Genomic DNA, 19,033 nt, shown 5'->3' with positions numbered 1-19,033 from the left:
CTTCGGAACAACTTGCGAAGGGATGCGTCCCCACCCACGGCCTTCACTTGCAGGGTGACCATAAATGCGCTGTCGCTAAAGTTCTCTTAACTGGCGAAGGTTCCGCGGGTTTTCTCTGTCTGCGGGCTGTAAAAGCTCTGGTTCGCGCGTCCAACAGTTGGAAACAACGCCGGTGCAGCGGCCTGAATTCGCGATTCGCGCATCGCACGCTTCAAAATGAAACCGAATTTTCGGATTCTCCACGCCAGTACATGTCGCATTTGCTTGCGTGCGTGCGCCGCAAAGCTGGAATCCTGAAGGCGATGCCAGGCACTTTTCTTTCAAGGAGGATCGACGTGAGTGGTGGTCACCAAGGATCGTGTCTGTGTGGAGCCGTCCGCTTCAGAACGAACGGAGCGTTGCGTGGCGTCGTCTATTGTCATTGCTCGCAATGCCGCAAGCAGAGCGGACATTTCTATGCCGCGACCAATGTTGCCAATGTCGACATCGTGATCGATGGCGTGGAAAGTATCACCTGGTACGAAGCCTCTACCTTCGCCAGGCGTGGGTTCTGCAAGGCATGCGGATCGGTGCTGTTCTGGAAGCCGCGAGACCAGGACTACGTTTCAGTCATGGCGGGATCGTTCGACAAGCCGACAGGTCTTGAGGGGGAATGCCATATTTTCGTTGGTGACAAGGGCGACTATTATTCGATCGACGACGGGCTGCCGCAGTTTGAAAAGTCGACACCGTCCATACCGGTTGCTGAATGAATCTTGGACAAGTCACCTTATTCCATTGATCTGGCCAGCCATTGCATTATCCCGTGCCGGTGATTCGCAAAGGGGTTTGGCATGCAGCGGCTGATCGACGCTTATTTCAATTCGGTGCGGGCGTTTCGCAAGCTGGCCGCCAGCGAGAAGGCTTTCCAGCAGGAGCTGATGCTGCTGGCGCTGGCACTGCCGCTCGGCTGGTTCGTTTCGATCTCGTGGCGCGGTTATGCCTTGCTGATCGGCGCGGTGCTGCTCTTGATCATGGTCGAGGTGCTTAACACCGGCATCGAGGCGGCATGCGACGCTTTCAGCCGCGAGTTCAATGTCGACATCCAGTTGGCCAAGGATTGCGGTTCGCTGGCGGTGCTGATTTCGGTGCTCATCGTCGCCGGTGTCTGGGGCATCGCCATTATCGAGCGGATCACTGGGCTACCGATCTAGCCTTTCGATGCCTATATGCCAGTCACCAAAGGAGACTGTCATGGCCGGGGCCGCCAATTTTCTGCTTCTCGAACGCGTGGGCCTGCCAGACGATCTGCGCTGGCTCGTCGAAAAATACCCGCGTGAAAACTGGCAGGACTATGCCAACGTCCACGGCATCGCCAATATGTGGCTGCAGCGGCACGACATGTTCCGTGAACTTGGCGGCATGCTGGCCAACGGCATTGACGACTTCCGTGAGGGACGGCTGACGGCACCTGATTTCGCGCGCTGGTTCGCGCCGCGCCTCAATCATTTTCTTGGGCATCTCGACGGTCACCACAATGTCGAGGATTATCAATATTTCCCGGTCTTCGCCAAGGCCGAGCCCCGTTTGAAGCGCGGCTTCGAGATTCTCGATGCCGACCACCACACCATCCATGAAGGGCTGGAGCGCAATGCCGAGGCGGCCAATGCCTTCATCAAGACGCTGCAGGAGAGCGAAGACAGACAGCGCTTTGCAGCCGACGCCTATGCCGACGAAAACAGCCGGCTGATCGCCATGCTGACAAGACATCTTGCCGACGAGGAAGACCTGATCGTCCCGCTTATCCTCGATCGGGGGGATCAGGCGCTCGGCGTGGATTGACGATCAGCCTTCCCTGGCGCGTTCCCTCCTGGCGATGTGACGGGCGACGAGCCATGCCACAACGGCCACGGTCAGGCCGATGCCAAGCCCGATCAGCAACCGTTCGTGATGCATCAGCGCCTGGCCGATGAAGTGCTCTGCGCCAAGTCCAAAGACATAACCGATCGTACCGAACAGCACCGCCCAGACCGCCGATGAAAGCGCGTTGAGGATGACGAAGCGCGGCGCTGTGATATTGGAGAGTCCGGCTGCAATGCCGCCGACGAGACGCATGCCGTAGATATAGCGGTTCGACAGCACGAAAATGTCGGGATGGGTGTTGAGCAGGCGAAAGGCGCGGCGAAAGCCGGGCCGCTTGCGCAATCTGACGACATAGGGATGGTCGGCAAAGCTTCGTCCGAGGATGAAGAAGAAAGTGTCGCCGACAAAGGCGCCGAGGCCGGCCGCAAGGACGGCGTGCCACAGCACGAAGACCTGCTGGTGGGCGAAGAAGCCGCCGAGAATGGCAGCACTTTCGCCCTCCGCGATGCAACCGACAAAGACCGCGAGCAGCCCGTATTGTTCGATGAAATGGTGGATCGCGTCGGTCATGAAGCCGACTGCTGCGAAGACAGCCTTTCGTCGATCCGCTTGATCATCTCGGTCAGTTGCACGATCTCGTCGCGCATGCCGAGAATCTGGCCGTGGCGCAGTTCATCCAGCTTTTCATGCAGCGCCATGATCTCGATCTCGGCTTTCAGGTTGACCTCGTAATCGTGGGCGGCGTCGATGCGGTCCCGTTCGGTCTGGCGGTTCTGCGCCATCATGATCACAGGAGCCTGCAAGGCGGCTACCATCGACAAAACGAGATTGAGGAAGATGAACGGGTAGGGATCGAAGGCGTCACGCGACAGGAGCCAGACATTGCCCGCCGTCCATAGGACCAGAAAGGCGATGAAGGTCAGGATGAAGGACCATGACCCGCCGATGCGGGCGATCGTATCGGCAAGCCGGTCGCCGAAGGTCTGGTGGAAGGCAACGGCCTTGTTGGTGTCGCGCGAGATGGTGGTGCGTTCGAGCGTCGATTGCAGCACCCGGCTTTCGAGCTGGCTGAGGCCGTCCGGCCGCCGCTTGAGCCAGCGGTTCGCCAGATCGTCGATCGTCTTGTTCATGGCCATCTCCAGGGTCTTAGGCTTGCCGTAAGAGGTAGAGGCTGCCGGCTCGCACGGGAAGTGTTAGATTGATTCCAGTTGCCGAGGGACCAATGGCCGATTTCAAGAAAATTCGCGCTCGCGCCGCAAAACGTAAGGGCGGCGAAGAGGAACTGACGTCGCTGCTTGGTCCGGCGCCTGACAATGCCGCCGTGGCTGACATCCCCGATGACCGCATTCTCTCCATTATGGCTGAGCGCGTCTTCGCCGCCGGTTTCGTCTGGCGCGTCATCGAGCAGAAATGGCCTGGCTTCGAGGAGGCGTTTCTGCGCTTCGAGCCGAAGCGGCTGTTGTTCCAGCCCGATGATTTCTGGCACGATCTGACGGCCGACCAGCGCATCGTACGCAACCCGCAGAAGATCAGATCCGTTCGCGACAATGCTGCCTTTGTCGAGCGTGTGTCGAAGGAATATGGCGGTTTCGGCAAATTCCTTGCGGAATGGCCCGATGATGACCAGGTCGGGCTGATGGCCTGGCTCGGCAAGCATGGCAGCCGGCTGGGCGGCAACACGGGCCAGTATTTCCTGCGCTGGCTGGGTTGGGATGCGTTCGTCATCTCGGGCGATATGGCCGCGGCGTTGCGCGACGCCGGCCTCGACATCGCCGAAAGCCCGACTTCGAAGAAGGATTTGGACAAGATCCAGAGGCAAATCAATCAATGGGCAGCGGAGACGCATCTGCCACGCCGCCATATTTCACGCATCCTGGCGATGTCGATCGGCGAGAACCATTCGCCGCAAGCGCTGCGCGAATATATGGGCGACGACTGAAACGTGGTCGCTTGCCACGATCGGCATTCGTCGATCGGTCAACACGATCGAATCGATCGGTCCGGACACGAATGACATTCGTCATTTGCTCCGAATTGGTCCAAACGAACGCCATTGCCCGAGCAATTTTGCCGCGCTAAGTCAGCAGGCATGACTAAGAAGCTCGACATCCTGCGCATCGCCGTCGCCCAGCTCAATCCGACTGTCGGCGACATATCAGGCAATCTCGCCAAAGCCCGCGAGGCGAGGGCGGATGCCGCACGTCAGGGCGCCGATCTCGTGCTCTATACCGAGCTTTTCCTCGCCGGCTACCCGCCGGAGGATCTGGTGCTGAAGCCGGCCTTTTTGAAAGCCTGCGAAAAGGCGGCACAGGACTTTGCCGCCGACACCGCGGATGGCGGTCCCGGCGTCATCATCGGCACGCCGTTGAAGCGCAAGAGCGGCACGCACAATTCGATCATCTTCGCCGACGGCGGCAAGATCATCGCCGAACGCTACAAGCTCGATCTGCCGAACTACGGCGAGTTCGACGAGAAGCGCGTCTTCCAGGCCGGACCCGAGATCCAGGGGCCGGTCAATTTCCGCGGCGTGCGCATCGGAATTCCGATCTGCGAGGACATCTGGGGCGATGTCGATATCTGCGAGACGCTGGCCGAAAGCGGGGCGGAAATCCTGCTGGTGCCGAACGGCTCGCCCTATTATCGCGCCAAGATCGATGTCCGCCACCAGGTCGTCATCCGCCAGGTCATCGAATGTGGGCTGCCGATGATCTATGCCAACCAGCTTGGCGGCCAGGACGAGCTGATCTTCGACGGCGCTTCGTTTGCCATTGGCGCCGACAAGACACTTGCCTTCCAGATGAGCCAGTTCGAGGAAGCGGTCGACGTCACCACCTGGAAGAGACAAGGCGATCACTGGGTCTGCTCGGAAGGGCCGATGTCGAAAATCCCGGACCGGGAGGAGGCCGACTATCGCGCCTGCATGCTGGGCCTGCGCGACTACGTCAACAAGAACGGCTTCAAGAACGTCGTGCTTGGTCTGTCCGGCGGCATCGATTCGGCGATCTGCGCGGCGCTGGCCGTCGATGCGCTCGGCGAGGAACGGCTGCGCGCGGTGATGATGCCCTACCGCTATACCTCGAAGGATTCGCTCAAAGATGCCGAGGATTGCGCCCGCGCTCTCGGCTGCCGCTATGACATCGTGCCGATCTTCGAACCCGTGGAGGGCTTCCTGCACGCGCTGACGCAGATGTTCGAAGGCACCAAGGAAGGTATCACCGAGGAGAATTTGCAGAGCCGCGCACGCGGCACCATCCTGATGGCGATCTCCAACAAGTTCGGCTCGATGGTCGTCACCACCGGCAACAAGAGCGAGATGTCGGTCGGTTATGCCACGCTCTATGGCGACATGAATGGCGGCTTCAATCCGATCAAGGACCTCTACAAGATGCAGGTCTACGCGCTGTCGCGCTGGCGCAACAGCCACGTGCCGCCGGGTGCGCTGGGCCCCTCGGGCGAGGTGATCCCGAAAAACATCATCGACAAGGCACCGTCGGCGGAATTGCGCGAGAACCAGACCGATCAGGATTCGCTGCCGCCCTATCCGGTGCTGGACGATATCCTCGAATGCCTGGTCGAGAATGAGATGGGTGTCGACGACATCGTAGCGCGCGGCCATGACCGGGCGACGGTGACCCGCATCGAGCACCTGCTCTACATCGCAGAATACAAGCGACGGCAGGCGGCGCCGGGCGTGAAGATCACGAAAAAGAATTTTGGCCGCGACCGCCGCTACCCCATCACCAATCGTTTCAGGGATCGCAGCTAGGTACCGAAAGCGCACGCGGCGCGGCCGGAGACAACCATGCCCGATTGTGAGATCAGCTTCGACATGTCACGGATCGATTTCCGTGCGACATCGGACCTGTTGATGGCAAGCTATTGGGGCGCCGGACGCACTGACGAAGTCCATCGCCGCGCCTTTGCCAACTCGCTTTGCGTCGGCGCCTATGTCGATGGCAGGCAAGTCGGCTTCGGCCGGGCGATCACCGACCGCACCGTATTCGCCTATCTCGCCGATATCATCATCTGGCCGGAGAATCGCGGGCAGGGCATAGGAAGCCGGCTCGTCCAGGCCCTGATCGATCATCCGGAGGTCAGGACCGTTTTCCATTGGAGCCTGTCGACCAGCGATGCCCATGGCATGTATGAAAAGCTCGGGTTCAAGCCATCGACCGATGGCCGCTACATGCGCTTGGATCGCGTTCCTGAATGAGGCGCGGCTTGCCCGCCATTGTTGCAAAATAATCGCAGTGGTTGGACCAGATACGCTTTTGGCGTCAGCCCGTCTTGGCGGTGCATCGGAGCGTCTCTATAAGAACCGCTCCGCAATTGTCTTGCGGGAGGTCCGAATGGCAGTATTTCACATGGTAATGCGAGGCCGCGAAGCCTAGGTCTCATCCGGCGCTCCGCGAAGGTTTGCCCTTCGTGCCGATGCCGGATCGAGCACAGGCTTATGCCGATGCCGATCGCCGCCCGGTTATGGGCGATACGCCAAATATGCCACTCCGCTTCCGGGCAATCATTGGCCCTTGCGCGGCTTCTTCAATTTTCGACCTACTGGGATCGGGCTCGTTTGTGCCCGAATGACATCATGGCTCGTTTCAAGATCGATTTGCGCGCGAGCGCCTTTCGCAGCGTTCTTGGCTTCACGCTTACCCATTGGCGGCGCCAGCCGTGGCGGCTTTCGCTCATCATGGCCAGCTTCCTGCTGTCGACGCTGGCCGATGTGCTGACGCCGCTCTATTCCGGCCGGCTGGTCGACGCCGTCGCCAGCAGCGCCGGCGCCGACGCGATTGCCTGGAATGCCGCGCTGACGGCGTTCTCGATGTTGATGGCGCTGGCGCTGGCCGGCGTCGTGTTGCGCAACCTGGCGTTCATGGGCATCGTCGAGCTGACCTTGAAGATGATGGCCGACATCGCCGCCGATGCTTTCCATCGCGTTCAGCGCTTTTCCACCGACTGGCATGCCAACAGCTTTGCCGGCTCGACCGTCCGCAAGGTGACGCGCGGCATGTGGGCGCTCGACCTGCTCAACGACACCATCCTCATCGCGTTGCTGCCGTCGATCGTCATGCTGGTCGGGTCGACGTTGCTGCTCGGCTGGTTCTGGCCGTTGATGGGTGCGGTCGTTGCTGCCGGTTCGGTGCTGTTCATCACGGTGACGGCGCTGCTGTCACTTGGCTATGTCGCGCCGGCGGCAAGGCTCGCCAACACCTGGGATACCCGCCTCGGCGGCTCGCTGGCCGACGCGGTCAGCTGCAACGCCGTGGTCAAGGGCTTTGGCGCCGAGGAGCGCGAAGAACGCCGCCTGGCCAAGGTCGTCGCCAAATGGCGTGCGCGTACACGGCGCACCTGGGTGCGCGGCACCATCAACGGCACCACGCAAGGGGTGCTGCTGCTGGTCATGCGCGCTGCGGTGATCGGCTTGGCGCTGATGCTGTGGTCCTGGGGGCAGGCGAGCGCCGGCGACGTTGCGTTCGTGCTGACCTCGCTCTTTGTGCTGCAGGGCTATCTCAGGGACATCGGCACGCATATCCGCAACCTGCAGCGCTCCATCAACGATATGGAAGAGCTGGTCGATTTCCAGTCCGAACCGCTCGGCATCGAGGACCGGCCAGGTGCCAAGCCGATCCGGATCACCGAAGGACGGATCAGCTTCGACAACGTCACCTTTCACTATGGCCATCACCGATCCGCGCTTTACCGCGACTTTTCGGTCGATATCGCGCCGGGTGAGCGCGTCGGGCTGGTCGGCCATTCGGGGTCGGGCAAGACGACCTTCGTCAAGCTTATCCAGCGGCTCTATGACGTGAACGCGGGGAAAATCCTGGTCGACGGTCAGGACATCTCGCAGGTGGCGCAAGCCTCGCTGCGCGGGCAGATCGCCATCGTTCAGCAGGAACCGATCCTGTTCCACCGGTCGCTGGCCGAAAACATCGCCTATGCCAGGCCGAGTGCGTCGCAGGAGGAGATCGAGCATGCCGCGAAGCTGGCGAGTGCGCATGACTTCATCACCAACCTGCCAAAGGGCTACGGTACACTGGTCGGCGAACGCGGCGTGAAACTGTCGGGTGGCGAGCGTCAGCGCGTGGCGATCGCGCGCGCCTTCCTTGCCGATGCGCGCATCCTGATCCTCGACGAGGCGACATCGAGCCTCGATTCGGAATCGGAGGTGCTGATCCAGCAGGCGATGGAGCGGCTGATGATCGGCCGCACCACGCTGGTCATCGCGCACCGGCTTTCGACAGTGCGGGCGCTCGACAGGCTACTGGTCTTCGATCGCGGCAACATCGTCGAGGAAGGCTCGCATGACGAACTGATCCGGCTGAAAGGCGGCATCTACCGTCGCCTGTTCGAACGCCAGGCGCTCGAACTGACCAAGGGACTTGTCAGCTGACCTGAGGCGGCCTCCAGCTTCGGCCGGAGGCCGCCTCTGTCAGGCACGGTCAGCCCAGCGGGCTGGAGCAGGAGATGCGATCGCAGGGAGGCAGTCGACCCGTCGATCAGCGCCGTGATGCTGGCCGACTTGATTTGCCTGTGAAGTCCTGTCCGGATAGTAAGTCTAGGGACCTCTGTTCATCATATTGACCGAGATACGTTGTTTCTACCATTGGTTGATATATATCCGATGGAGGCAACCCACGGACGTTCTTCACGATGCATCTTTCTGCGAATGCCGAGGAAAAGTTGGCTGCGCCGTCAGTGCTGGAATCTCAGCATGGCTCGGTTCGGCCGCTTGCTGCCGAAGATCTCGAGCGCGTCGCCGCACTCTTCCTGACGAAGTTTCGCCGGCGGCGCCGTCACCTCCTCGATCGCGCTATCGCCGAAACGGCCGCGTATATGAGAGAGATTTATCTCGACCCCGCCGGCCACTCCGGTGAAAGCAACGCTCTTGTCCAGATCAACCGGCAGGGCCGCCTGGGTGGGTTCCTCGGCGTTTTGAAAGCCCGCTACGAGCTCAATGGTGCGCCATTGAATGCGGCGATCATCGGGCCGCTCATGGCCGACCCCGGCACCGATGACGGCTCGGCCGGACCGCAATTGCTGCGGGCATTGCATCAAGGCGAATTCGATCTGCAGCTGACCGATTCGGCCAACCGGACATCCTTGGCTTTCGCGCGCCCGATGAAGTATCAACTCCTGCCGGTGCATTGTCTGGGATGGACATATGTTTTCCGGCCGGCGGGAATGGCCGCCGCCGCACTGCACCGTAAATGGCCCGGCCTGCCTCACCTTGTACTCGACCCCTTTGCGCGAGTATTCGATGCTCTTGCGAAAAGAAGGTTCGAGCCCCCCGTCCAGCATTCATCGTCGCATCGCACCCACCGTGAGCCGATCAATGCCGTGCAATTTGCCGAGGAACTGCCGACCCTCCTGTCTGGTTACGCTCTTCGGCCGAGTTGGAAGGATGGGGAGTTGCCACGGCTGCTTGCGCTGGCGGCCGAGAAGCGGGCCGACGGCCCCCTTCATTTCGGTGGGATCTACGACGAAACGGGCAAAATGCTCGGTTGTTATGCCTTCTATGGTCAAGCCGGCGACATGGCGAACCTGTTGCAAATCCAGGCATTCGGATCGCATTGGGGCGCGACGCTGGATGCGCTTGTCGCCGCCGCATGGGAGATGGGCTGCGTGGGCATCACCGGGCAGACGCAGACCAGATTCATATCCCAACTCTTTGGCTACAAGAATGTCTTCTTCCGCTATGCCGGGGGAACGATGGTCCGCTCGCGGATCGCCGAGGTCACGGAAGCGGTCCGCTCCGGCGACATCTTTATCGGTGGATTGGTGGGCGACCGCTGGACCCGCCTCAGTTCCGATGATTTCGGCCGCTGATCGCCTTCAACCGGTGGTCGGCCCCAGCGGCTGGCAGCGCTCGGTTACAAAGGCCGCCTGCGGACTGGGTGCCTCCTGAGGCGTCCAACGCCCGGTCTTTTCATTCCAGCCGCCATGTTCTATGTCTGCCGGGCAGCGCGGGGGCGCGTCTTGTCAATCGTAAAAGCATCCGGTACGCCCCGCTCATGACAGTTACCGTTCGTTTCGCCCCTTCGCCGACCGGCCGCATCCATATCGGCAATGCGCGCACGGCTCTGTTCAACTGGCTGTTCGCCGTGAACAACAAGGGTCGCTTCATCCAGCGCTTCGACGACACCGACATTGCGCGCTCGAAGCAGGAGTTTTCCGACGCCATCCTATACGACCTGCATTGGTTGGGCATTTTTCCCGACGCCACCGAGTACCAGTCGCGGCGCTTCGAAGTCTATGACGCGGCGGTCGAGAGGCTGAAGGCGGCAGGCGTTCTCTATGCCTGCTACGAAACGCCGGAGGAGCTGGATCTCAGGCGCAAGGTGCGCCGCACGCGCGGTCTGCCGCCCGTCTATGGCCGCGAGGCGTTGACCCTTACGCACGAACAGATCGCCGAATACCAGACCGATGGCCGCCGGCCGCACTGGCGTTTTCTCCTGCCCAATTTCTCAGACGATCCACAACAGCCGGAACGCACTGAAATCCACTGGAACGACTTGGTGCGCGGTGAGGAAACCGTCGATCTGGCCTCGCTTTCCGACCCGGTCCTGGTGCGCGAGGACGGCACCTATCTCTATACGCTGCCTTCCGTGGTCGACGACATCGAGATGGGCGTCAGCCATGTCATCCGCGGCGACGACCATGTCACCAACACCGGCGTGCAGATCGCCCTGTTCCAGGCACTGGCTGCCACGCCGCCAGTGTTCGGCCACCACAATCTCCTGACCACCGCATCGGGCGAGGGCTTGTCGAAGCGCACCGGCGCGCTCTCCATCGAAAGCCTGCGCGAGGACGGGATCGAGCCGATGGCCGTCGCATCATTGGCCGTCCTGGTAGGCACTTCGGAGAATGTCGCAGCGATGCCGACGATGGGCGAACTCGCCGAACGCTTCGATCCGGCGGCGACATCGAAATCCGCGGCCAAGTTCGATCCGGACGAGCTGTTCGTGCTCAACCGGTCGCTGCTGCACCACATGCCGTTCAGCGAGGCACAAGACCGTCTGATCGTGCTCGGCGTCTCCGGCGAGCAGGCCGAACCGTTCTGGCTGGCGGTGCGCGGCAATCTCGACAGGCTGGCCGATGCGGTCAACTGGTGGCGCATCCTGCGCGAAGGACCGCAGGAGAAGCCGGAATTTTCCGATGACGACCGCGACTTTCTTCGACAGGCATTCGACCTGCTGCCGGAGGAACCCTGGACCGCGACGATCTGGAAGGACTGGACGGGCAAGATCAGGGAAGCGACCGGCCGCAAGGGCAAGGCGTTGTTCATGCCGCTCAGGACAGCCCTTACCGGACTGCCTTCGGGGCCGGAGCTTGCAGATCTATTGCCGCTGATGGGTCGGGAAGGAACGTTGGCCCGACGACCCTGACCTTGCGCTGTTCCGGCGGCAGCGCGGACACGGGCGACGTCACCGGCCTGGCGGAAAGCCGCTTGATCGCCTCGCGGTCGAGCCCACCTTCCAGATTGGCCAGCGTTTCGGGATCGGCGCCCGGATCAGGTTTTGCAGCCGGGACTGGAATGAATGATGACGCGTCTGTCTCTGGCTGCGATTGCACCGGATTCGGCGGATTGCCGGCAATGATCTGGAAACCCTGCGCAGCGGCGTTGCAGCCGCAAGCCGGCGGCCGCGACATGCCGGGCCGCTTGTAGAGATAGGCGGTCGGCAATTCGCTGTAAGGCCGGCCGGTGACAGATGACGTCATCGACGCCGAATCGTCGTCCATGCCGCGCGAATAGAAAACCTGCATCTCGGTTCCGGGGCAGCTCGATTCGCAATTCTTCTGGTCGCGTTCGAAATCGCCTGCCGAGGCCGAGTTCGACATAGGGAAAAAGTAGCCGTCGCAGGTGCGCACACAGGACGTGTGGAATTCGCCACCGACGCTCGGAAAATCCGGCACGCCGGGCTGGTTGAGCACACGGCGGACATTGCGCTCCTCGCTGGGATCGTCGGGCTGGTTGGGTTCATCAAGCATATCGAGCTGCTTGCTGTTGCCGCCGAAGAGCTGATCGAACAGGTTTGCGCTGCCGCCGTCGCGGTTCGCTTCCTGCAAAGGCGCACGCCGAGGCGCAACGGTGTCGTCACGGCAGCCATTGGCGTCGAGCGCCGCCAGGATGCGTCCGCGATCGCGGCGAGAGCCACCGCCAGCCAGCCGCTCGCGCTTGTTTTGCAAGGCGTCGAGATTGGCATTCATGCGGTCGAAGGTGGCGTTGAGCCCGGCGCATTGATTGAGGTTGCGGCCAAACAGCGAAAAACCGCACCCGGCCTGGCTCGCCTGGCTGCGAGCCTTCGAAATCTGCTCATGCTGCATGGCAATCGCGGAATCGTATTTCCGGACTAGCGCCGGACCGCCACCGCCGCCGCGCGAGGACGCGGCAAGATCGGCTTCCAACTGGCGGCAGACCCGCGAAGCAGCCTGTGGCTTGGCTACTCCCCAGGTTGCGGACAACAGCAGGCCAAGCAGCACGGCAGCATGCGCCTGCTTCCACCCTCCGGTTGCCATCCGCCCAAACTCCGCCTTCCAAATCCGACTGTTAGCCCCGCAAGGCTACCGTGTTCGCGGTTAACTGCAGTTTACCGCGAAATCCGTGTTCAGCCCAGATTGACGACCGCTTGTGCCTTGTGGGCGGCTTCGACCACGGCAAGCGCCGTCATGTTGACGACGCCGCGCGAGGTGACAGACGGCGTCAATATATGCGCCGGCATGTCGGTGCCGAGCAGGATCGGCCCGACATGTAGCGCATCCGTCATGGTTCTGAGCGCCGTCAGCGTGATGTTTGCCGAATCGAGGTTGGGGAACACCAGCAAATTGGCTTCGCCCTTCAGTCTCGAATGGGGATAGACGCGCTGGCGCAGGTGCTCCGACAGAGCAGTGTCCGCATGCATCTCGCCATCGCATTCAAGGTCAGGCGCGATGCGCGCCAGGATCGCCGCTGCTTGCCGCATCTTCAGGGCGCTGGGCGAATCGCGCGAGCCGAAATCGGAATGCGACAAGAGTGCTGCCTTCGGCTCGATGCCGAAGCGCTGGATTTCTTCCGCCGCCAGCACCGTCATCTCGGCGATTTCTTCCGCCGTCGGGTCGACGGAGACGTGGGTGTCGGTCAGAAAGATGATGCCGCGCTGCGAGATCAGCATGGAAAGCGTCGACAGGTCGTGGTCCTTGATGCCGGCGCGGGGGCCGATGATCAAGGTGACGTTGCGCAGATGCCGCTCGAATCGACCTTCGAGGCCGCAGACCATGGCGTCGGCATCGCCGCGTTTCAGCGCAAGTGCTGCGATCACCGTGTTGTCGGTGCGCACCATGGTGCGCGCGGCTTCCGTCGTCACGCCACGCCGGCCGGCGAGTTCGATCAAAAGGTCGACATAGTGGCGGTAGCGCGGATCGTCTTCCGGGTTGATGAGGCCGAAATCGACGCCGGGCTTGATGCGCAGGCCGTAGCGCTTCAGGCGCACTTCGATGACGTGCGGGCGGCCGATCAGGATCGGCTCGGCGATGCCTTCCTCGAGCACCACCTGGGCAGCCCGCAGCACGCGCTCATCCTCGCCGTCGGCATAGATGACGCGCTTGGCGCTCGATGCCTTGGCGGACGAGAACACCGGCTTCATCACCAGGCCGGAGCGGAAGACGAAGCGGTTCAGCTTGTCGATATAGGCGGCAAAGTCGGTGATCGGCCGCGTCGCGACGCCGGTGTCGCAGGCTGCCTTGGCGACCGCGGGCGCTATGCGCAGGATCAGGCGCGGATCGAAGGGCGAAGGGATCAGGAATTCAGGGCCGAAGATCGGCGTCTCGCCGGAATAGGCGCGGGCCGCGACGTCCGAAGGTTCCTCGCGTGCGAGCGCTGCGATTGCCCGCACCGCCGCCATCTTCATCTCCTCATTGATGGCGCTGGCGCCGCAGTCGAGCGCACCGCGAAAAATGTAAGGAAAACACAGTACGTTGTTGACCTGATTGGGAAAATCGGACCGGCCGGTGCAGATCATCGCATCCGGACGCGCTGCACGCGCTATTTCCGGCATGATCTCCGGATTGGGGTTGGCCAGCGCCAGGATCAGCGGCTTCGGCGCCATGTGCTGGAGCAGTTCCGGCTTCAGTACGCCTGCCGCCGACAGGCCGAGGAAGACGTCGGCGCCCGATATGACGTCGGCCAGCGTGCGCGCCTCGGTGTCCTTCACATAGGGGTCTTTCCAGCGATCCATCTCATCGGTGCGGCCCTTGTAGGCAACGCCGAAACGGTCGGTGACCCAGATGTTTTCGACCTTGGCGCCGAGCGAGACCAGCAGGTTAAGGCAGGCAAGGGCGGCAGCCCCGGCGCCGGAGGTGACGATCTTGATGTCCGATATGGTCTTGCCGGCGAACTCCAGCCCGTTGAGCACGGCGGCAGCGACGATGATGGCGGTGCCGTGCTGGTCGTCGTGGAACACCGGTATGCCCATGCGGGCCTTCAGCTGTTCCTCGACCTCGAAGCATTCCGGCGCCTTGATGTCCTCGAGATTGATGCCGCCGAAGGTCGGCTCGAGGGCCGAGATCGTCTCGACCATGCGCTCGATAGCGGGCGCGTCGATCTCTATGTCGAAGACATCGATGCCGGCGAACTTCTTGAACAGGACGGCCTTGCCTTCCATGACCGGTTTGGAGGCCAGCGGGCCGATATTGCCGAGGCCGAGCACGGCCGATCCGTTTGTGACGACACCGACCAGATTGGCGCGTGCGGTGTAGTCGGCGGCGGTCGCCGGATCGTCGCGGATTTCCAGGCAGGGGGCGGCGACGCCGGGGGAATAGGCGAGCGCGAGGTCGCGCTGATTGCCGAGCGGCTTGGTCGCCTGTATCTCGAGCTTTCCCGGCCTTGGGTGCTTGTGGAAGTAGAGGGCGGCTTCGTCGAGGTCCGAACGTGCCGTCTTTTTGCTCTCGCCTTCCATGCGGCCACTCCCTCGAAATCTGGCTGGAGATTCCCTTTTAGCATGCAGCCGTGGCTTTTCGCGACGCTAATTGACGCGCCGGCGGCAATACCCGGCGGTGCGTAGAAAGCCTTGAATAATCAAATACTTATGACGATTTTATGACGGACGGCTCCGACCGTTTCACGGATAAGTTGATCAAAAGGCGCTGACGTAAAGACCACCATCGACCGGTATGTTCTGCCCGGTCAGATAGCCGGCATGGACCGAGCACAGGAAGGCGCAGATCTGGCCGAATTCCTCCGGCGTGCCGAGCCGCTTGGCCGGAACATCGGCGCTGATGCGGGTCTTGCGCGCGGCTGCGGCCTCAGGGCTTTCGACTGTGCCGGCCTCATGCGGGCCGCGCAGCCGGTCGGTGTCGAGCTTGCCCGGCAGAAGGCTGTTGATGGTGACGTTGCGGTCGACAACCGTTCTGGCCACGCCGGCAAGGAACGAGGTCAGGCCGGCACGCGCGCCGGACGACAGGTCGAGGCCGGGAATGGGCACATAGACCGACAGCGAGGTGATGTTGACGATGCGGCCGAAGCCGCGCGCCGCCATGCCGTCCAGCACGGCCTGCACGAGCTCGATCGGAGTCACCATGTTCTGGGTAACGCCTTCGAGGATCTTTTCGCGATCAAGCGTGCGGAAGTCGCGAAGCGGCGGTCCGCCATTGTTGTTGACCAGGATGTCCGGCTCGGGGCAAGCCACGAGCAGCGCCTTCTGCACCTCCGGCTTCGAGACGTCGCCGACGACTTCCGTCACCGTGACGCCATAGCGCTCGCGCAACTCAGCGGCGGTTTTCGCCACCAGCTCCGCATTGCGTCCGTTGACGACGACGTCGCAGCCGGCTTCCGCCAGCGCCATGGCGCAACCGCGCCCAAGTCCCTTGCTCGAAGCGCAGACGATGGCCTTCTTTCCGCGGATACCAAGATCCATGACGATTTCTCCTGTGATTTGGCCGGCAAGCTAGTCCTTCGGCTGGACCAATCGCAACCGTCATACGGTTGTTGCATGAATCGGGGCATAGCCTGCGCGAAAGCAAGGGTGAAATCGATGTCCGGCCAAGAGCCCCGCACTTTCCGCAGCATGTTCATTTCCGACGTCCATCTGGGCTCGAAGGCGGCCAAGGCCGAGTTCCTGATCGATTTCCTTCGATATCACGATGCCGATATCATCTATCTGGTGGGTGACATCGTTGATGGCTGGCGGCTGCGGCGGAGCTGGCATTGGCCGCAAAGCCATAATGACGTCGTGCAGAAACTGCTGCGCAAGGCGCGCAAGGGCGCCACCATCACCTACATCGCCGGCAACCATGACGAGTTCGCCCGCCAGTTCCAGGGCGTGCATTTCGGCGGCATCGTCGTTGCCGATCGCGCCATCCACGAGACCGCCGACGGCAAGCGGCTGCTCGTCATCCATGGCGACCAGTTCGACACCGTGGTCCACAATGCGCGCTGGCTCGCCTATCTCGGTGACCACGCCTATGACGCGGCCATGCTGGTCAACCGCGTGGTGACGCGGCTGCGCCAACTGCTCGGCCTGCCGTATTGGTCGTTTTCGTCCTGGGCCAAGCACAACGTCAAGAAGGCGGTGAACTTCATCGGCTCGTTCCAGACCATGCTTGCGGATGAGGCGCGCCGTTCGCATGTCGATGGCGTCATCTGCGGCCACATCCATCATGCCGTCATCGAAAATTTTGGCGATGTCCAGTACATCAACACCGGCGACTGGGTAGAAAGTTGTACGGCTGTGGTCGAGCATTTTGACGGCCGCATGGAAATCCTGACCTGGGCGCAGGTGCTGCCCGAGGTGCCGGACGAGCCCTTTATCCCGCTGCTCATCGAGGACCGGGTAGGGCAGGCGGCCTAGTCCGTAGTCCTTTCGGCTTCGGAATCAATCAATTAGTCCAACCGGTTTCGTCCGGTTTTCGTCCATGTTAAGGGATCGATACGCGTTGCCCTCCGGCCGAATACAGCGCGATTGGATCGATTCATGTCCCTGCCGCAGCTCTCGCCCGAACAACTCGTCAAGCCGCGCCATTTCGAACTGCGCATGAGCCTGATGTTCGCGACGCTTTTCGTGCCGCTCGGAACGCATTTGCCGTATTTTCCGTTGTGGTTGCAGGCCAAGGGTTTTCATGCCGAGCAGATCGCGGTCATTCTGGCGGCGCCGATGTTCCTGCGCGTGGTGACGACGCCGCTGCTGACCGCGCTGGCCGACCGTGCCAGGGACCGCGCCGATGTCTATGTCGCGCTGATGGCTGCGTCGCTGCTTTTGTCGGCAGGTTATTTCCTGACACCCACCTATGCGATGGTGCTGGCGGTCTCGCTGGCGCTGACCATCGTCTGGACGCCGCATTCGCCGATCGCCGATTCGCTGGCTCTTTCGGGTGTCCGCCGCTTCGGTTCGAACTACACAAGCATGCGCAAATGGGGCTCGATTTCCTATTTGTTCGCCAATATCGCCGGCGGCTTCATTCTGTCGGTAACCGGTTCACAAGCCGTTCCGGTTATCATTCTGGTGGCGTTTGCCGCCGCCCTTGCCGCTGGCCTGCTGGCGCCGCGCCTTGGCCGTCCGCGGCGCGCCTCGCCGCTGTCGGCCACCGACATCCAGCATTCAGCGCCGAAGCTTCTCAACCCGTATTTCCTGTATTTTTCCACGGGCGTCGGCGTCATCACCGCGAGCCACGCATTCCTCTACGGTTTCGTCTCCATCTACTGGAAGTCGATCGGCCTCGGCGATTCGGTAGTCGGTCTCTTATGGGCTTGGGGCGTGGTGTCGGAAGTCTGCATGTTCATGATGTTCACCCGCTTTTTCGACCGGTTCTCCGTCGTGTCGGTCATGGTGATGGCCGGAATCGGCTCCATCGTGCGCTGGATCGCCTTTCCGCTGGTCTGGCCGCTCGGCCTCGGCATTCCCGGCTTCTTCGCTGTCCAGTCGCTGCACTCGGTCTCGGTGGCGCTGGGGCTGATCGGGCTGCAGAAGATGATCGGCGAAACGATCTCCGAGGAGCGGACAGGTGCCGCGCAAGGCATTGCCTATTTCTCCAACGGCTTCTTCATGGCGGTGGTGACGCTGGCGTCCGGCCCGCTCTACGACCGTCTCGGTGTCGACGGCTTCTTTGCCATGATCCCGATTGCGTTGATCGGACTGGCGCTGATCGGCCTTGCGGCGCGCTCAGCCCCAGAGCGCCGTATCGGGCGGTGACACCAGCGATCCCTGGTAGACAAGGCCCGGTACCCGGTCGCGGGCAAGCAGCAGCGGACCGTCGAGGTCGACGAAATCGGCATGCTGGGCAAGCAGCACCGCTGGCGCCATCGCCAATGAGGTGCCGACCATGCAGCCGACCATCACGCCGAAACCGAGTTCGCGGGCGCGATCGCGCAGCACCAGTGCCGCCGTCAGGCCGCCCGACTTGTCGAGCTTGATGTTGACGGCATCGTAAAGACCGACAAGCGCTTCGAGATTCTTAGCCTCGTGCACGCTTTCATCGGCGCAGATCGGCACCGGATGGGCGATATGGCGCAGGATCTCGTCATGACCGGCCGGCAGCGGCTGTTCGATCAGCGCGATGCTTTGTTCGGCGGCAAAGGCGAGGTTCGCAACGATGTTGTCGTCGCTCCAGCCCTCATTGGCGTCGAGGATGATGCGGCTGTCTGGCGCTGCCTGCCTGACCGCCCGGATGCGGGCAATGTCGTTGTCGCCGCCGATCTTGACCTTGAGCAGCGGCCGCGCCGCATTGGCGCGGGCCTGCGCCGCCATCGCCTCCGGCTCGCCCAGCGACAGCGTGTAGGCGGTTTCGAGCGCCTGCAAGGGAACAGCGCCTATCGCAACCGCCACCGATGTTCCGCTGAGCTTCGCCTCCAGATCCCATAGGGCGCAGTCTATGGCGTTGCGGGCGGCTCCGGCCGGCATGGCATCGAGCAAGGCGCTGCGGCTGATGCCATCGGCGATCCGGCCGCGCATGGCGTCGATCGCCTCGCGCACGCCCTTAATCGTCTCGCCATAGCGCTTGTAGGGGACGCATTCGCCGCGGCCGAAATGGCCGCCGTCGCTGATCGTGCAGGAGATCACTTCGGCTTCGGTCTTGGAACCGCGCGAAATGGTGAAGGTTCCGGCGATGGGAAAACGCTCGGCCTCGACCGAAATGACACGCGCCATATTTTTCTGCTCCTGCTGTGCGACAAGCGTTGTCGGCAAATCGACAGGTCAGACCCGTCAGGCTAAACAGG

Annotated in this window: 17 protein-coding genes; 11 read left to right on the top strand and 6 right to left on the bottom strand. The window is 62.1% G+C overall.

Going from position 1 to position 19,033, the window contains the following annotated elements; translation table 11 throughout:
- Positions 1-335 precede the first annotated feature (335 nt).
- From A9K65_RS22925 to A9K65_RS22915, 3 genes are all read left to right on the top strand, one after another.
- Positions 336-752, top strand: a complete 417-nt coding sequence (locus tag A9K65_RS22925) for a GFA family protein (RefSeq protein ID WP_013531901.1) — start codon at positions 336-338, stop codon at positions 750-752.
- Between the two features lie 81 nt (positions 753-833).
- Positions 834-1,193: a diacylglycerol kinase gene (locus A9K65_RS22920; protein WP_024503562.1), complete on the top strand. Its 360-nt coding sequence runs from the start codon at positions 834-836 to the stop codon at positions 1,191-1,193.
- A gap of 40 nt (positions 1,194-1,233) precedes the next feature.
- Positions 1,234-1,821: a hemerythrin domain-containing protein gene (locus tag A9K65_RS22915; RefSeq protein WP_064995810.1), complete on the top strand. Its 588-nt coding sequence runs from the start codon at positions 1,234-1,236 to the stop codon at positions 1,819-1,821.
- A 3-nt stretch (positions 1,822-1,824) separates the two neighbouring features.
- On the opposite strand, the gene A9K65_RS22910 is transcribed toward A9K65_RS22915, so the two are convergent.
- The gene (locus tag A9K65_RS22910; protein WP_024503560.1) at positions 1,825-2,412 is read right to left on the bottom strand and encodes a DedA family protein; all 588 of its coding nucleotides are present in this window, start codon (positions 2,410-2,412) and stop codon (positions 1,825-1,827) included.
- The gene (locus tag A9K65_RS22905; protein ID WP_024503559.1) at positions 2,409-2,972 is read right to left on the bottom strand and encodes a DUF1003 domain-containing protein; all 564 of its coding nucleotides are present in this window, start codon (positions 2,970-2,972) and stop codon (positions 2,409-2,411) included. The genes A9K65_RS22910 and A9K65_RS22905 overlap by 4 nt, the downstream gene beginning before the upstream one ends.
- A 92-nt stretch (positions 2,973-3,064) precedes the next feature.
- Between A9K65_RS22905 and A9K65_RS22900 the strand changes: the two genes are divergently transcribed.
- The 6 genes from A9K65_RS22900 (at position 3,065) to gltX (ending at position 11,234) form a co-directional block, all read left to right on the top strand.
- Positions 3,065-3,781, top strand: coding sequence for a DNA-3-methyladenine glycosylase I (locus A9K65_RS22900; RefSeq protein WP_063167906.1), 717 nt, complete (start codon positions 3,065-3,067; stop codon positions 3,779-3,781).
- A gap of 150 nt (positions 3,782-3,931) precedes the next feature.
- Positions 3,932-5,608 (top strand): NAD+ synthase, encoded by a 1,677-nt coding sequence (locus A9K65_RS22895; protein ID WP_013531895.1) that lies wholly within the window; start codon positions 3,932-3,934, stop codon positions 5,606-5,608.
- 36 nt (positions 5,609-5,644) lie between these two features.
- Positions 5,645-6,055 (top strand): GNAT family N-acetyltransferase, encoded by a 411-nt coding sequence (locus A9K65_RS22890; protein WP_063167907.1) that lies wholly within the window; start codon positions 5,645-5,647, stop codon positions 6,053-6,055.
- Positions 6,056-6,433: 378 nt separating this feature from the next.
- Positions 6,434-8,239 (top strand): ABC transporter ATP-binding protein, encoded by a 1,806-nt coding sequence (locus A9K65_RS22885; protein ID WP_064995811.1) that lies wholly within the window; start codon positions 6,434-6,436, stop codon positions 8,237-8,239.
- A gap of 260 nt (positions 8,240-8,499) precedes the next feature.
- Positions 8,500-9,675, top strand: a complete 1,176-nt coding sequence (locus tag A9K65_RS22880) for a hypothetical protein (RefSeq protein WP_064995812.1) — start codon at positions 8,500-8,502, stop codon at positions 9,673-9,675.
- A 185-nt stretch (positions 9,676-9,860) separates the two neighbouring features.
- Positions 9,861-11,234, top strand: a complete 1,374-nt coding sequence (gene gltX, locus A9K65_RS22875; protein WP_024503553.1) for a glutamate--tRNA ligase — start codon at positions 9,861-9,863, stop codon at positions 11,232-11,234.
- Here gltX and A9K65_RS22870 read toward each other — a convergent pair.
- From A9K65_RS22870 to A9K65_RS22860, 3 genes are all read right to left on the bottom strand, one after another.
- Positions 11,152-12,366 carry a DUF2865 domain-containing protein gene (locus A9K65_RS22870; RefSeq protein WP_064995813.1) on the bottom strand — a complete coding sequence of 405 codons (1,215 nt, stop codon included), beginning with the start codon at positions 12,364-12,366 and terminating at the stop codon, positions 11,152-11,154. The genes gltX and A9K65_RS22870 overlap by 83 nt on opposite strands.
- 89 nt (positions 12,367-12,455) lie before the next feature.
- Positions 12,456-14,780, bottom strand: a complete 2,325-nt coding sequence (locus A9K65_RS22865) for an NADP-dependent malic enzyme (RefSeq protein WP_024503551.1) — start codon at positions 14,778-14,780, stop codon at positions 12,456-12,458.
- A 177-nt stretch (positions 14,781-14,957) separates the two neighbouring features.
- Positions 14,958-15,737 carry an SDR family oxidoreductase gene (locus A9K65_RS22860; RefSeq protein WP_064995814.1) on the bottom strand — a complete coding sequence of 260 codons (780 nt, stop codon included), beginning with the start codon at positions 15,735-15,737 and terminating at the stop codon, positions 14,958-14,960.
- A gap of 117 nt (positions 15,738-15,854) precedes the next feature.
- On the opposite strand from A9K65_RS22860, the gene A9K65_RS22855 reads away from it, so the two are divergent.
- Complete coding sequence (locus tag A9K65_RS22855; RefSeq protein WP_084016337.1) at positions 15,855-16,670, top strand: UDP-2,3-diacylglucosamine diphosphatase; 816 nt, start codon at positions 15,855-15,857, stop codon at positions 16,668-16,670.
- 123 nt (positions 16,671-16,793) lie between these two features.
- Entirely contained in the window at positions 16,794-18,008 is a 1,215-nt protein-coding gene (locus tag A9K65_RS22850) for an MFS transporter (protein WP_064995816.1), read from the top strand.
- Here A9K65_RS22850 and dgcA read toward each other — a convergent pair.
- The gene (gene dgcA / locus A9K65_RS22845) at positions 17,979-18,962 is read right to left on the bottom strand and encodes an N-acetyl-D-Glu racemase DgcA (protein ID WP_064995817.1); all 984 of its coding nucleotides are present in this window, start codon (positions 18,960-18,962) and stop codon (positions 17,979-17,981) included. The two genes, A9K65_RS22850 and dgcA, sit on opposite strands and share 30 nt — an antisense overlap.
- Positions 18,963-19,033: the final 71 nt, after the last annotated feature.

The sequence above is a fragment of the Mesorhizobium sp. WSM1497 genome (genome assembly GCF_001672455.2).
Taxonomy (GTDB): Bacteria; Pseudomonadota; Alphaproteobacteria; order Rhizobiales; family Rhizobiaceae; genus Mesorhizobium; species Mesorhizobium ciceri.
Note: the sequence above shows the minus strand (reverse complement) of the source record. Positions and strands in the feature narration are given on the sequence as shown.